Here is a 12,507-nt window from a genome sequence, read left to right as displayed (position 1 = left end):
CCCCTGTTCCGCGAGCCGGAATACAGGCAGATGCTTGCCGAGAAGAAGCTGAATTTCGAATGTCCGCACCCGGATCAGATCGTTACCGATCAAGGCGAATTCACCAAGACCTGGGAATACCGCGAAAAGAACCTCGCCCGAGAAGCGCTTGTGATAAATCCCGCCAAGGCCTGCCAGCCGCTCGGCGCGGTGTTCGCGGCCGCGGGCTTCGAGCGGACCATGTCCTTCGTCCACGGCAGCCAGGGCTGCGTAGCCTACTACCGCTCGCACCTGTCGCGCCATTTCAAGGAGCCTGCTTCGGCGGTTTCCTCCTCGATGACCGAGGACGCGGCGGTATTCGGCGGCCTGAAGAACCTGGTAGACGGGCTCGCCAACACCTACCAACTTTACGACCCGAAGATGATCGCAGTCTCGACGACTTGTATGGCGGAAGTCATCGGCGACGACCTGCACAGCTTCATCGAGAACGCCAAGGACGAAAATTCGGTCCCGCGCGATTTTGACGTGCCCTTTGCCCACACGCCGGCCTTCGTCGGTAGCCATGTCGATGGCTATGACGGCATGCTCAAAGGCATTCTGGAGCACTTCTGGAAAGGCCAGCAGCGCACGGAAGCCAAGGGAACCATCAACGTCATTCCGGGCTTCGACGGCTACTGCGTTGGCAACAACCGGGAACTCAAACGCCTGCTCGATGTGATGGGCGTGTCCTACACCTTCATCCAGGACGCGTCTGACCAGTTCGACACGCCATCGGACGGGGAATACCGCATGTATGACGGTGGCACGAAGATCGAAGAGGTGAAGGGAGCACTCGACGCCGAGGCGACGCTTTCACTGCAGCACTACAACACCCGAAAAACCCTGGACTACTGCCAGCAAGTCGGGCAGGCCACGGCTTCGTTCCATTATCCGCTCGGCGTCCAGGCGACTGACGAATTCCTGATGAAGGTCTCGGCCCTTTCCGGGAAGGAAATCCCCGAGGCAATCCGCCTGGAGCGCGGCCGACTGGTTGATGCCATGGCGGACAGCCAGTCCTGGCTGCACGGGAAGAAATACGCGATCTACGGCGATCCGGATTTCGTGTACGCCATGGCCCGCTTCGTCATGGAAACCGGCGGCGAGCCGACACATTGCCTCGCCACCAACGGCACCTCGGCGTGGGAAGCCGAGTTGAAGGAACTGCTTGCATCGTCGCCCTTCGGCAAGGACGCTCAGGTCTGGCCGGGCAAGGACCTTTGGGCGATGCGGTCGCTGCTCTTCACCGAGCCAGTGGACCTGCTGATCGGCAATTCCTATGGCAAGTATCTGGAGCGCGACACCGGCACGCCGCTGGTCCGGCTGACGTTTCCAATCTTCGACCGGCACCACCACCATCGCTTTGCGCTCATGGGCTACCAGGGCGGGTTACGCGTGCTGACGACGATCCTCGACAAGATCTTCGACAAGCTCGATCGCGAGACGAGCCAGACGGGTGTGACGGACTATTCTTATGACCTCACCCGCTAGAAGACACTGCCGGCTATTCGCCCAGGTCCGTTCATTGCCGAATGGACTTTGGGGACTGACCCAATGACCTCGCTAAGTGCCAAGATCCAGGACGTTTTCGACGAGCCCGCCTGCGATAAGAACCGTGGCAAGGATGCTAAGGCGCGTAAGGAAGGCTGCGCACGGCCGCTGACGCCGGGAGCGGCAGCGGGCGGTTGCGCCTTCGACGGGGCCAAGATCGTCCTGCAGCCGATCACTGACGTTGCGCACCTGGTCCATGCGCCGCTCGCCTGCGAAGGCAATTCCTGGGACAACCGCGGTGCAGCTTCGTCCGGGCCAACCTTGTGGCGCACAAGCTTCACGACCGACCTTACCGAACTCGACGTGGTGATGGGGCAGGGCGAGCGGAAGCTCTTCAAGGCGATCCGCGAAATCAAGGAAACTTATGCGCCGCCGGCGGTCTTCGTCTATTCGACCTGCGTGACGGCGCTCATCGGCGACGATATCGAGGCCGTCTGCAAACGCGCCGCCGAAAAATTCGGCTTGGCCGTGGTTCCGGTCAATGCGCCGGGACTGGTCGGCTCCAAGAACCTTGGCAACAAGCTCGCCGCCGAGGCGTTGCTCGACCACGTCATCGGCACGGTGGAACCCGACGACACCGGGCCGTACGACATCAACGTCCTTGGAGAGTTCAACCTTTCCGGCGAATTCTGGCTGATAAAGCCGCTCCTTGATCGGCTCGGGATCCGGGTGCGCGCCTGCATTCCGGGCGACGCGCGCTATCTCGACGTTGCTTCCGCGCACCGCGCCCGGGCGGCTATGGTGGTGTGCTCGACGGCCCTCATTAATCTGGCCCGCAAGATGGACGAGCGCTGGGACATCCCTTTCTTTGAGGGCTCCTTCTACGGCATCTCGGACACGTCGCAAGCACTCCGAAGCATTGCTCAGCTGCTGGTGAGGAAGGGCGCCGATCCGGAGATCCTAGACCGCACAGAGACGCTGATCGTCGAGCAGGAGGCGGTGGCATGGAGAAAGCTCGAAGCCTACCGGCGGGGGCTGCAAGGCAAGCGCGTGCTGCTCAACACGGGCGGTGTGAAGTCCTGGTCGGTCGTCCATGCGCTGATGGAGATCGGCATGGAGATCGTGGGCACCTCGGTCAAGAAATCCACGGTCGAAGACAAGGAGCGGATCAAACAGATCCTAAAGGACGACAACCACATGTTCGAGCAGATGGCAGCGCGCGACCTTTACGCCACGCTCTCAGAAGGCAAGGCCGATATCATGCTGTCGGGTGGGCGCTCGCAATTCGTCGCGCTCAAGGCCAAGACCCCCTGGCTCGACATCAACCAGGAGCGCCAACACCCTTACGCCGGTTATGACGGCATGGTGGAACTCGTACGCCAGATCGACCTCGCCATTCACAACCCGATCTGGTGCCAGGTGCGCGAGCGGGCCCCGTGGGATTGCCAGCCCAATGGGAAGGACGAATTGCCGAGCACCAAGAATGACACGACGACAATGCGCGCTGTCCAGGAATTCGCGGGCACGATGCCGACGATTTCGGCTGGTGTTGAGGAAATTCGATGACCCGCATCCTTTCCCAGACCAAATCAGCCTCGGTAAACCCACTGAAATCATCACAGCCGCTGGGTGCCGCCCTGGCATTCCTCGGAGTCGAGGGCGCAGTGCCGCTGCTCCACGGCAGCCAGGGCTGCACCAGCTTCGCGCTCGTGCTCTTAGTGCGGCATTTCAAGGAAACGATCTCCCTACAGACCACCGCGATGGATGAAGTGGCGACCATCCTCGGCGGGGCGGACAATCTGGAAGAGGCGATCATGAATCTCAAGACTCGCACGAAGCCAAAGCTGATCGGGGTCTGCACGACGGCCCTGGTGGAAACCCGTGGCGAGGATTCCGCAGGCGACATCGCCGACATCAGGCTGAAACGGGCGGAAGAACTCGCGGGTACTGAGATCGTGCTGGCCAACACGCCGGATTTCAGCGGCGCCCTCGAAGAGGGCTGGGCTACCGCTGTCACCGCGATGATCGAAGGCATTACACGGCCAGGCGAGCGGGCGCGGCAGTCAAAGACGATCGCGATCCTGCCCGGCTGGAATCTCACCGTGGCTGACGTCGAGCATTTGCGTGAGATGGTTGAAGGCTTTGGGCTGCAACCGGTGATTTTGCCGGACGTCTCAGGCTCGCTCGACGGCACTGTGCCCGATCACTGGGTGACGACTACCTATGGAGGGACGAGCGTCGAGGACATCCGCGAGCTCGGCGCGGTCGAGCACTGCATCGCCATCGGCGAGCATATGCGCCGCCCGGCCGAGGTTCTGCACAAGGTGACCGGCGTCCCTTACGTGCTCTTCGAGACGCTGACCGGATTGAAGAGCGCCGATCAGTTCTTTTCCCTGCTGTCAGGGATTTCTGGCGAGCCTGTGCCGACAGGCGTGTGCCGTCGACGGGCGCAATTGCAGGATGCGTTGCTCGACGGACATTTCCATTTCGGAGGCAAGAAAATTGCGATCGCTGCTGAACCAGACCAACTCTATCAATTCGCAACCTTCTTCGTGGATATGGGGTCGGAAATCGCGGCGGCAGTCACGACGACCGATATGTCGCAAATTCTGCAAGAGGTACCGGCGGAGTCGATTCAGATCGGCGATCTCGGCGATTTGGAAGCGCTTGCCGGCGGCGCTGATCTTCTGGTCACGCATTCACATGGACGCCAAGCGTCGCAACGACTTGGCATTCCCCTCATGCGCGTCGGCTTCCCCGTCTTCGACCGGCTCGGCAGCCAGCACAAGCTCTCAATCCTCTATCAAGGGACCCGTGATCTGGTTTTCGAGGTTGCCAACATGCTCCAAGCCAACCGGCATGCGCCGACGCCTCAGGAACTTGATCCATTCCGCAAGCGCGAAACGCCGGGTGCTCCCCGTGCGTCGCCTCTCACTAGTCACTGACGAGGTTCATGGTCCGATGCGTGAACGACGAGCAGGCGCTTTGCGCGTGGCAATCGCAACCCAAGACATGAGGGAGCTCAACGCGCATTTCGGGTCGGCCAGGCGCTTTGTCATCTACGATGTGACGCGCGAGGAGTGGAAACTCGTGGAAGCCGTGGCCTTCGACGACGTTTCCGACGAAAGGGGGAAACATCGGACCGAGGGCGATGACCGTATCACACCGAAGGTGGAAGCGCTGAAGGGCTGCCACCTCCTGTTTTGCCTGGCGATCGGGGGACCTTCGGCAGCCAAGCTTGTTTCGGCAAAAATTCATCCGATCAAGGTGCGGCAGCCTCAGAGCATCCAAGAGGTGCTGTTGCGCACGCAGATGATGCTCAGGACGAGTCCTCCCCCTTGGTTGCGCAAGGTGCTGGCTGAGGCAGGCGTCGCGGAGAAGAAACGGTCCTTCGAGGACGAGTGACTGAAAGAGGAGAAGGCGAAATGTCTGGCCCTGCGGTTAGCCCTGCTGTCGCTGAGGACGAGGTGGCACTTGCCAACCCGTTCCTCAAATGCCTCGTACGGCTGATCCGTGCTCAGGATTCCTACGGGGCGTGGGAAGGCAAAGCGGACGCCGAGCTGCTGGCCGCCTTCATCATCACTAAGGAACAGCGCCGTGCAATCCCAATCATCGGCGATCCCGATCCGGACGTGCTGTGGAGACTTGATATGTTTTACACCGCCGTTGGGCTTGCGATCGAGGAGCGCTGCGGCCTGATGGCGTCGCCGATGATAGAGCTGAGCCATGAAGGCTTTGGGCGCGTGCTTTTCTCGGCGGGGCGGTTGGTCGCTCTGTCGAAGACGCTGCGCGACGTCCACCGGTTCGGCTTCGAGACGCTCCGCAAGCTCGCCGAGGCCGGCACGAAACTGGTCGGCGACGCAATCGCAGCCATCGAAACCTATCCCGAGGTAGCGCGCGCGTGATGGGAGCAGGTGTCGAGCAAAGGGGCCATGACAGGTCTTGAGCGAGCGCGATAGCCAGCCCACGCAGGCCGAGGCGGGCCAGGCCGGTGATGGGGCTCTTGGGGTAGCGCTGATGAAGCCACTCGTCCTGATCTGCTCGCAAGATGCCGAGTTCTATCTGTTCCTCAGCCACATACTCGAGGTGGACGGCTTTGCCACTGAGCCGGCAGGCGGCGCCAAGGAAGCGCTTGCATTGGCCGACGAACGGGAATTCCGTGCCGTGGTGCTGGACTGCGGGCCAGCGAGCATAACCGGGTCCCCTATCTGCGCCCGGCTCAAGCGGCAGCCCCGGACCGGCGGGCTGCCCATTATTGCCCTGATCGCGCCCGGCGCCGAGAACCAGCACCTCGATCTCCTGAAGGCTGGCATTGACGAGAGCTTTGTGCGGCCGATCGCCCCGGCCAAGCTGCTCGACTGTCTACGGGCGAGACTGGCGCTGACGAAGCGGGGTGCAAATGGTCTTGAAAACGGCGGCTGGCTCACCTGCGGCGGCCTCGAGATGAAGCTCGACGCCCACCGGGTTCGCGGCAATGGCCACGACATCCACCTCGGACCCATCGAGTTCAACGTGCTGCGGCTCCTGATTGAAGCTCCCGGGAAGGTCTTTAGCCGGGACGAGCTTATCGGAGCGGCCTGGCCGGCCAACATCCATGTCGGTGCACGCACGGTCGATGTCCATATCAGCCGGATCAGAAAAGCCCTGAAGACAGCTTCGCCCGGCAGCGTCATTCGTACCGTCAGGTCGGCCGGCTATTCGCTCGAGAAGCCGGACGGCTGAACCAAGTGCCGGGTGTGGCGCCACTCCCTTTCCCTTGCGCTGTGAGCCGGTCTTGCGGCCTGAAACGCCCCTAACGAATACTCAGAAGAAGCAGGCAAATGGGCTTTAAAAGCGTACTCTGTGTGACCGATGCTGACCATTCCGATCAGGACGTCAGAACTGCTGCCACCTTATGTGTCGAAGTCGGCGCGCACCTTTCCGTACTGATTACACCGCCTCAGATGCTCGTTATGTCACCTCTGCCGATTGGAGATTGTGTCCCCGAGTGGCCTGTAGGAAGTTCACAGGCAATTGCCAAATTGAACAATCGGTTTCGGCAAATCGACAGATTCACACAGGACGTGGCCAGACAGGAAAAACGCTCTCAGGATATCCAGAAACTGCTGAGGGCCATGTGCCTTTCCTATGACGTCGGTACGGATTATTGCGATGCGACCCGCGTAGGTGAGGTTGTGCGACAACGGGCGCTCTGCGCCGACCTGACAATTGTCGGCCCCGCACTTCTCAACGACAGTATTGTCGGACCTCTCGTCATCAACGGCAGCTTATTCGATACGGGAAAGCCGGTGCTTATTGTGCCGGACGGCGCTGAGCCGACGCTGTGGCCAAGGCGCGTCCTGGTCGGTTGGGATTCACGACTGGAGGCGAGCCGTGCGGTTCGGGAAGCTCTGGGTCTCCTTTGCGCTGCTCAGGAGGTTTGTGTCGCCCTGGTCGATCCGAAGGCGTACAACGCGAACGGCACGGAGCCTGGAGCCGACATCGCTGCCTATCTCACTCGGCACGGTGCTCGGGTGTCGATTGACCTACTGCCAAGTGCCGGCAAATCGGCTGCCACGGTGCTTGCGCAGCACGCAATCGACACGTCTGCCGAAATGATAGTAATGGGCGCTTACGGCAGCCGTCGGCTGCGTGAGCGGCTGTTTGGCGGCGTCACGAGGTGGATTTTCGAGAAGCCCACATTGCCGCTGTTTTTGGCTCGCTGACTGGTTGCGGAGCCGCACCGATGCTGTTCGAGGGTACGGCGATGCCCGCATTCATACCGTGGATGCGCTCCATCGAAACAATCGATTTTACGGAGGATAACGTACATGGAAAAGCGTTGCTTGGGAGGCGACGCCCACCGGAAATCTCTCCAGTCATGCGCAAGGCGGAAGGTGGAACGGAGTCCTCCCAGTTCTTCTGATGCCCAAGGTACACCACTCAATTTAGTCGCTCACTTTCCTGGCGCATCCTGCAGCACCACCAGATGATGATGGTGCTTGCGACCGCGAGACGCATTTGGTCCGCAGCTTTGTCGAGGCTCGCCTTGCGGCGTGTCGGGAGGGAGATCGTCTGGAAGGGGGAAAGCATTGACGAGCTAGGCCGCTAACGCAGGAGTAACCATGCGCTGATCCGGATAGACAAGCGGTTATTTCAGTCCGACTGGACCTACCGATTGGCGACGCCTGCTAAGGCGGCCACCAAGCTCGGTTGGAAGCCAAAGAACACTTTCGATGAGCTCGTCAAATGGTCGAGGCCGATCGTCGGGCCTACAGAATCACGCTCGAATTGAAGTGAAATGATCTCGCTGGAGGGCAAACGCGTCTGGTCTCCGGCCACGACGGCATGGTTGGGGTGCGCAGTGGTGCGCGGCTGTCCGGCGCGCCCGAGGCGAAGGCCCTACGGTGGACAGTCGTGATCGGACCTATTCCCGGTAGCGTTGAATTGCCAGCGCACTTTCGCGAGTGAGGTCTATGGAAAACAGACGCTATTGCCCCCCATAGCGTCCGATGAGCAGGAAAGTATGGGGGATCGATGGTCTCGAAAAAGCTAATCGCCAATGCCGAATCAGCGGCTGCGTTTCTGGCGCTGATGGGCAACGAGAAACGACTGTTGATCATGAACTATCTTGCTGAGGGTGAAATGTCGGTCGGCGCTCTCGCCGAGAAGGTTCTGCTCAGCCAATCGGCCCTGTCACAGCATCTGGCCAAACTGCGGGCGCTCGATCTCGTCGAGACCCGGCGCGACCGGCAGATGAGATACTATTCCAGCAAATCCGATGCCGTACGCGAACTTCTCAACATGCTGGACGGGATTTTCGGCGAGGGGGAGCTATGGCAGATGGCATACCGCCCGCGTCGCTCCGGCACTTGACGGCCAGCGCATGTCGCCCAAAGCCTGCCCTTGGGCCTGACCCGAGGGAGCAAAGCGGTTTTGGGTAACGACATGCATGCAAGAACTGGCTGGGTCGCTAACGATTCTTAGTTTAAAACCGCGCAGCGACGACTGTCTGGTCCGGGCACAACGTTCCGACGTGGTTTCGTGGCTGCCCCAAGTCGGAGGCATCCCAGAACAATGTCACGATCGAGCCGCTTTTTCGCGGTTCAAATGTCCATCGTACCGGAGCGATCGGCGCGGTGTGGTGACCTCTCCGTTTCGGATACTCCGCAAACGCTTCTATTAATGTCGTTGCGTGCCCGATAGGCAGAGTCAATCATGATTCGCAGAATGCCGCTATGCGATGGCAGTAAGGGACCCCCACTCCCACATCATCAAAGCCGGCAGTAGGGCGGGCGCGCCTTACCGTCATTTCGCGCGTGCTGGCGGCTTCAACGCAATCGCTGCTCGATCGGTTCAAGCCGCTTTCGGGTTCCACTGTGATCGACGCCGGCTGCGCGGGCGGAATGTAAGCATCGAGTTGGGGCCGGGGGCGGGACTAATGGCCGCGTCGTCGGCATTGACCTCGACGAAAGCAAGCTAGTGCTGGCGCGAAGATGCCGCTGCGCGAGGGATCGGCAGACGCGGACAAACTCCATCCCTGGCCGGCAGACAAAGGCCGCGCTGGTTTACGCCGCTTCGTGCTCACGCATCTTGCAGACCTGAGCGACTTCTCGAACGGGCATGGGACCGGCTCCTGCCAGGCGGTGCTATCGTTACTGAGGACATCGATTACGGCAGTCAGTTCTGCGATCCACCCGGTCCGGCTTCGACCGCTACGCCTGCTCTATGTCGAAGCAGCCCGTCGGCGCGGCGCCGATCCTTTCATCGGGCGCAGCCTTGGTGCCTCGGTCGCCCCAACCCGCGTGCAGACCTGAGCGGTGGCACACCCACAACTTTCGGCAATACCTGGTCCAAGGGTGGCCTTGCCGTTGTAAAACCAGCTCGCCGGATAGCCGGACACTAGGCTGGCGTTGTCGACGAAGTTCGGCCAAAACCGTTTCATAGAACCCCACCGTATGAAAGATGAAGGTATCTCGTTCGATATCGACGAGAGCGATGATGTGCGGCTTCCACCCGAACCTCGGGTCGAAGCCGCTCATGCGATCCTGGAGCCGTGTGTCAACGCCCGCGGTCAGATAATCCTTGCTGCTTCCAGCGTAGAGAACATCTGCGCCGGATCCGCAGAGCTTGTCATTGTCCCTCCCAAAAATGCGCGGTTCGTCGCGGCCATTGTCACCGGAGAGTTCGTCCCATGCCTTCTCGCCGCAGGATCCGTGATCGCTCTCCCGGGTCCAAGATTGGTCGTCGCCTCCGCAATCGGCGATCCGGTCGATCCATTAGAACCCAAGCTAACATCCTGAACGCTCGTTGCCGAAGGTTTCGGAAGCTGGTTGACCGCAAGAAACCAGCTGCACTGCGGCGGCCCCACTGGGGGCCAATCATCTGAACATTCGACATGCCGAACCTCCAACCGTGTGGTGGTCATGTATCTCGGCCACATCGTCGAGCAGGGCACCACAGACCAGATATTCTCGCCGCCGTACCACCCCTATACCGAGGCACTTTTCCCGGCCATCCCGATTGCCGACACCTGTGTCGTCAAGAAACCACATTGTGCTCGAAGGCGACATTTCCCCGGCGAGGGGTCCGCCGAGCGGCTGCCCCTTCCAGACGCGCTGTCCGCGCAAGAATCTGGTTCCCAGAGGAATTTGTGAGCGCGAGGTTCCGCCGTCCGCCCATCCGAAAGCCGGACGCGGTCTTCGCAGTGATTGAGCCGGTCATCAAACTCAAGCCTTAGCCCGAAGAGGAGGCGGAGTGAGAGAGGCGGGATCGGGATAGGATCAATTCGCGGCCGTGTGTGCGCCAGCTGCTGTGCGGCCGTGTCGACGTCTCTGCAGCCTCCATCGCTGTTAGATTAGGTCGACATGGCGAGGCGCCCTGCCGTTGCCCCTCCTCACCGGCAGGGGCCCCTTTCAACCAAACCAATGACCGAGACGAATTTCCCGAAGGCCCCCACGGGATCTTCTTGGGGAAGGATCGCCGGAAGGCGGCTTGGCGCCGAAGACAACGGCGTCGGCAACGCACGCCGACGCCAGGAACAAAGGATTGAGGGGGAACGGCAAAAAATTCAGACAGCCGTTCGATCACTTTTCTCCAATGGTGCTGATCCGGGACATCCCGTCCCGTTGCACATCGTCGGCAATCCCTCCGAGCATTAGGGTAGGCTAACCCTTGGCACAGGAAATGCTGATTTTCGCATTTGGGTCCATTTAGTATCGAGAATCAGACCGCCGCCGCATTCGCAGAGAACTGGGTAGGAAGAACAGGACGCAAATATGATGGAGTGGATGCCCCCTCCCGACGGCATCGCGATGTGCCAGTTTGGTGATTGCCAGAATCGACCAAGACAGAGAGGGCATCCATGGAGCAAGTTACCATCATTTGGAATCGATCTCGCAAAGCGCGTCTTCCAGATTCACGGCGCGGCGAGTGACGGGAAGGTTGTATTTCGCAAGAAGCTGTCGCGCTCGCAGTTGCTGCCGTTTCTCGCCGGACAACCCCGGTGCACGGTGGCCATGGAGACGTGCGCGACAGCCCACGAATGGGGGCGTGCGATCGGCACGCTCGGGCATGCCGTCCGGCTCCTGCCGCCGGTCTATGTGAAGCCCTTTGTAAAGCGGCAGAAGATGGGATGGTTGCCGCCCTCCCCAGACGGCATCGCAATGTGCCAAGGTCGTGATGTTCAACGCCACGAGAAGGAGAGGACGGCAAATGAAGGATACTATGATCGGGGTGGACCTGGCAAAGAACGTTTTCCAGCTTCACGGCGCGACAATGACGGGGCATCTAAGTTTCCGTAAGAAGCTGACGCGGTCACGGTTCCGGCAGTTCATGGCAGCCCAGCCGCCTGCCGTGGTTGTGATGGAAGCATGCGGCAGCGCGAGCTACTGGGCCCGAGAAATGGTCAAATTTGGCCACGAGGTGAAACTGATCGCACCTCAATATGTGCGGCCCTTTGTCAAACGGCAGAAAAACGATGCTGCCGATGCTGAAGCAATCGTCGTTGCAGCACAGCGCCCGGAGATGCGTTTTGTACAGCCGAAGTCGGAAGAACAGCAGGCATGCGCTGTGTTGTTCCGAGCTCGGGAGCGCCTCCTCCATCAGCGCACCGAGCTTGTGAATGCTTTGCGTTCGGTGCTGTACGAATATGGCCACATCATTCCGAAAGGGATCGCCCATATCAAGCGGATTGAAAGTATCCTGGACGAGCCGAACAGTGACCTGCCAGCCCTGGTGCGCGAGGAATGCTTTGATCTGCTCGAACAGATTGCTGAAAAGACGGCCCGGATCGACGTCAAAACGGCAAAGGCCAAAGCCCTTTCCCTGGCGACCGATACAGCGCGGCGACTCCAGACAATGCCTGGTGTCGGGCCCCAGACTGCGTTGGCGATCAGCGGCTTTGCTCCGCCGATGGAGAGCTTCAAACGCGGGCGAGACTTTGCGGCCTGGCTTGGGCTCGTGCCACGTCAATACACCTCCGGCGGCAAGGAGCGACTTGGACGGGTATCGAAGGCTGGCCAGACCGATATCCGGTCTTTGTTGATCATCGGTGCCATGTCACGCCTGACAGTGCTGGCCCGCAAATCCATCGTCGAGGGATCATGGCTGGCACGGATGCTGCGTCGCAAGCCGCTCATGCTGGTGGCGATCGCGCTTGCGAACAAGATGGCGCGGGCAATCTGGGCGATGATGACAAAGAAAGAGGATTATCGAAATCCGGCGCGAGTTGTAGCTGCATGACGGATATGCATCACAACACAAAATGCGCCGGTGAAGAAGGTGTAGGAAGTCGATGACCTGAATGGGCACAATGATCGAAAAGATCTGGATCAGGAAAACCAGCCGTCGTTCCCGAGCTTGAAAGCTCTTGCAGAAGATTTGGACCCGATCCGCAGATCACCATACCGGCCCGCGGCTTCTTGAAAGGCCGCAAGGAAAAGGCCTGAGAGAAGAACGCACTCGATCACCGGGCACATCAGGTTGGAAGGCTCTTGCATCGAGGGCGGCAACCAGAGAAGA

At 60.3% G+C, this 12,507-nt stretch carries 12 protein-coding genes and 2 pseudogenes; 13 read left to right on the top strand and 1 reads right to left on the bottom strand.

What is annotated here, in order from left to right; genetic code table 11:
* The 13 genes and pseudogenes from nifK to EOA85_RS13340 form a co-directional block, all read left to right on the top strand.
* Positions 1–1,506 (top strand): nitrogenase molybdenum-iron protein subunit beta (gene nifK, locus EOA85_RS13400; RefSeq protein WP_127209752.1); only part of this gene is annotated, 1,506 nt, incomplete at its 5' end.
* Positions 1,507–1,569: 63 nt separating this feature from the next.
* Positions 1,570–3,072: a nitrogenase iron-molybdenum cofactor biosynthesis protein NifE gene (gene nifE / locus EOA85_RS13395; protein ID WP_127209751.1), complete on the top strand. Its 1,503-nt coding sequence runs from the start codon at positions 1,570–1,572 to the stop codon at positions 3,070–3,072.
* Positions 3,069–4,451: a nitrogenase iron-molybdenum cofactor biosynthesis protein NifN gene (gene nifN / locus EOA85_RS13390; RefSeq protein ID WP_127209750.1), complete on the top strand. Its 1,383-nt coding sequence runs from the start codon at positions 3,069–3,071 to the stop codon at positions 4,449–4,451. The genes nifE and nifN overlap by 4 nt, the downstream gene beginning before the upstream one ends.
* Positions 4,417–4,911 (top strand): nitrogen fixation protein NifX, encoded by a 495-nt coding sequence (gene nifX / locus EOA85_RS13385; protein ID WP_164759635.1) that lies wholly within the window; start codon positions 4,417–4,419, stop codon positions 4,909–4,911. Before nifN ends, nifX begins: the two co-directional genes overlap by 35 nt.
* A 20-nt stretch (positions 4,912–4,931) precedes the next feature.
* Positions 4,932–5,411, top strand: coding sequence for a NifX-associated nitrogen fixation protein (locus tag EOA85_RS13380; protein WP_127209748.1), 480 nt, complete (start codon positions 4,932–4,934; stop codon positions 5,409–5,411).
* A 37-nt stretch (positions 5,412–5,448) separates the two neighbouring features.
* Positions 5,449–6,228 carry a response regulator transcription factor gene (locus EOA85_RS13375; protein ID WP_127209747.1) on the top strand — a complete coding sequence of 260 codons (780 nt, stop codon included), beginning with the start codon at positions 5,449–5,451 and terminating at the stop codon, positions 6,226–6,228.
* Positions 6,229–6,326: 98 nt separating this feature from the next.
* Positions 6,327–7,211 (top strand): universal stress protein, encoded by an 885-nt coding sequence (locus EOA85_RS13370; RefSeq protein ID WP_127209746.1) that lies wholly within the window; start codon positions 6,327–6,329, stop codon positions 7,209–7,211.
* Between the two features lie 811 nt (positions 7,212–8,022).
* Positions 8,023–8,361 carry a metalloregulator ArsR/SmtB family transcription factor gene (locus tag EOA85_RS13365; protein WP_127209745.1) on the top strand — a complete coding sequence of 113 codons (339 nt, stop codon included), beginning with the start codon at positions 8,023–8,025 and terminating at the stop codon, positions 8,359–8,361.
* A 620-nt stretch (positions 8,362–8,981) separates the two neighbouring features.
* Positions 8,982–9,302, top strand: coding sequence for a hypothetical protein (locus tag EOA85_RS13360; RefSeq protein ID WP_127209744.1), 321 nt, complete (start codon positions 8,982–8,984; stop codon positions 9,300–9,302).
* A gap of 141 nt (positions 9,303–9,443) precedes the next feature.
* Positions 9,444–9,788 (top strand): hypothetical protein, encoded by a 345-nt coding sequence (locus tag EOA85_RS13355; protein WP_127209743.1) that lies wholly within the window; start codon positions 9,444–9,446, stop codon positions 9,786–9,788.
* A gap of 105 nt (positions 9,789–9,893) precedes the next feature.
* Positions 9,894–10,158 (top strand): annotated as a pseudogene (locus EOA85_RS13350) (oligopeptide/dipeptide ABC transporter ATP-binding protein); the annotation flags it as partial.
* Between the two features lie 641 nt (positions 10,159–10,799).
* Positions 10,800–11,114: pseudogene (locus tag EOA85_RS13345) on the top strand (hypothetical protein); the annotation flags it as partial.
* An 85-nt stretch (positions 11,115–11,199) separates the two neighbouring features.
* Entirely contained in the window at positions 11,200–12,228 is a 1,029-nt protein-coding gene (locus EOA85_RS13340; RefSeq protein WP_127209742.1) for an IS110 family transposase, read from the top strand.
* Between the two features lie 89 nt (positions 12,229–12,317).
* Here EOA85_RS13340 and EOA85_RS38090 read toward each other — a convergent pair.
* The coding region (locus EOA85_RS38090) for a hypothetical protein (RefSeq protein WP_206523295.1) at positions 12,318–12,507 on the bottom strand (190 nt) is incomplete at its 5' end.

It is taken from the genome of Mesorhizobium sp. M5C.F.Ca.IN.020.29.1.1 (assembly GCF_003997375.1).
GTDB classification, from domain to species: domain Bacteria; phylum Pseudomonadota; class Alphaproteobacteria; order Rhizobiales; family Rhizobiaceae; genus Mesorhizobium; species Mesorhizobium wenxiniae.
Note: the sequence above shows the minus strand (reverse complement) of the source record. Positions and strands in the feature narration are given on the sequence as shown.

What these genes read in the sequence shown, in the direction of transcription:
- EOA85_RS13360 (WP_127209744.1), top strand. Translation starts at nt 8,982, where the DNA reads ATGCCGCTGCGCGAGGGATCGGCAGACGCGGACAAACTCCATCCCTGG.
- EOA85_RS13365 (WP_127209745.1), top strand. Translation starts at nt 8,023, where the DNA reads ATGGTCTCGAAAAAGCTAATCGCCAATGCCGAATCAGCGGCTGCGTTT.
- nifE (WP_127209751.1), top strand. Translation starts at nt 1,570, where the DNA reads ATGACCTCGCTAAGTGCCAAGATCCAGGACGTTTTCGACGAGCCCGCC.
- nifN (WP_127209750.1), top strand. Translation starts at nt 3,069, where the DNA reads ATGACCCGCATCCTTTCCCAGACCAAATCAGCCTCGGTAAACCCACTG.
- EOA85_RS13370 (WP_127209746.1), top strand. Translation starts at nt 6,327, where the DNA reads ATGGGCTTTAAAAGCGTACTCTGTGTGACCGATGCTGACCATTCCGAT.
- EOA85_RS13380 (WP_127209748.1), top strand. Translation starts at nt 4,932, where the DNA reads ATGTCTGGCCCTGCGGTTAGCCCTGCTGTCGCTGAGGACGAGGTGGCA.
- EOA85_RS13355 (WP_127209743.1), top strand. Translation starts at nt 9,444, where the DNA reads ATGAAAGATGAAGGTATCTCGTTCGATATCGACGAGAGCGATGATGTG.
- EOA85_RS13340 (WP_127209742.1), top strand. Translation starts at nt 11,200, where the DNA reads ATGAAGGATACTATGATCGGGGTGGACCTGGCAAAGAACGTTTTCCAG.